Annotated in this window: 2 protein-coding genes; both read right to left on the reverse strand. The window is 61.1% G+C overall.

Annotated elements, in window-relative coordinates; translation table 11 throughout:
* On the reverse strand, positions 1–930 hold a 930-nt coding region (locus D3227_RS40290; RefSeq protein ID WP_120019456.1), incomplete at its 3' end, for an ISKra4 family transposase.
* 206 nt (positions 931–1,136) lie between these two features.
* On the reverse strand, positions 1,137–1,469 hold a 333-nt coding region (locus tag D3227_RS40295; protein WP_245452168.1), incomplete at its 5' end, for a plasmid pRiA4b ORF-3 family protein.

Here is a 1,469-nt window from a genome sequence, read left to right on the forward strand (position 1 = left end):
GCCCTGGGCGAACTGGCGAAGCACAGTGATGCGAATCGTGATGTGGAACCAATCTAGCACATGCTCGCTGGCAGGGCCGATCATTTCGGCAAGTGAGCGGACTTCCTCGCCGCCGTCGGTGATGAAGGTAATATCCTGGTTGGCCTGCACGCCCTGTTTCTTGAGGTGGTCGAGGATCCGGCGCCGCGGCTTGCGGTCATAACCATGAACGAAGCCGATATAGCGCGGCTCGCCATCCTCGGGCAGGGAGCGCCCGACGATCAGCTCGAAGTTCTTCTTTCGGTTGTCACGATCCCGGATGTATCCGCCGTCAAGGCCGATGACGATGCGCCCCTCCGGAATGGGCAGGTCCATCCAGTCTTGAGGACACGCATCCTGCATGAAGGAAACCCGTTCCTCCGTCAGTTCGCGTTCGAGCCGGGTGGCCGTTCTCAGCGCATGCTGCCGCACCGTCGTGGCGTTGGTCCCACAGTCGATCGGCAACACGTCGGCCAGCAGCTCGGCAGCGGCCGCATAGGGCACGAGCGAAGCCCAGCGTGTTTCGAGATAGAGCCGTTCGGGCGCCATGTGATCGGGGATCAGTTGCCGCAGCGGAGAAACCGTCGCCGATCCATTGCTCCCTTCGCTTTTCGGCACCTCGTATCTCGGGCTCCTGAGCCGGACATCGCCGAACAGGGTGTGGAAGGTGACGGGATAATATCCCTTGTGTCGCAACCGGCGACCGTCCGTCTCGCGGTTTTCCTTCAGCCATAACTCTACCTGCGTTTCCACCATCCTCTGCTGAAGTCTGGCAAGCACGGCCTTGCCTTCGGCGAGCGACAGGCCGAGATCTTCCGCACCAGTCGTGATCTTCGCCATGTCGGTGATGATCTCCCGGCCGATCTCCTCCCCATCGTCACCGGTGAGTTCCATGACGATCCGAACCTGCATGCTGCATCTCCTTGCCGGGTTTTCCAGAACGGTGGGAGTGGGAAGCTCGTCACGCCCGATCCGCGTATTTCCGCGCCCCGCTTTCGCCGGCAACGGTGATATCTCTCGGCAGTTAGCAATCCGGAAATTCGATGCATGATCACTCAATGACGCTGCCCTTCTGGCCACCGATCTGCTCGCGAACGAGCGTAGTTCGGGCGGACACATCACATCTGCTGATGCATGAGCGTCAGATGTTCGCCCCGCCGCAGGCGCTCATTGACTTTCCGTTGCTCGAACGGCTTGCCTAGAAGGGCCGCGCGGCCCTCGATCCGGAAAAGCAGCTCCTGTAATTCGGCCGCGCGATCCGGATCTTCCAGGATCGCCAAAGACCGGGTGTCTCCGATTTCCTGGATGAACTCCAACGCCGTGGCGAGATCCTTATCCATTTCCAGCCCAAGGGCCTCGTCCTTCTGCCGCGTCCACCTTTCAGGGCCGCCGCTGTCCTCTGGCGGGCAATTGCCGTCACCGCCGATGCAGCAGGGATAATGCGTTTCTGG

Source organism: Mesorhizobium waimense (assembly GCF_003601975.1).
Classification (GTDB): domain Bacteria; phylum Pseudomonadota; class Alphaproteobacteria; order Rhizobiales; family Rhizobiaceae; genus Mesorhizobium; species Mesorhizobium waimense.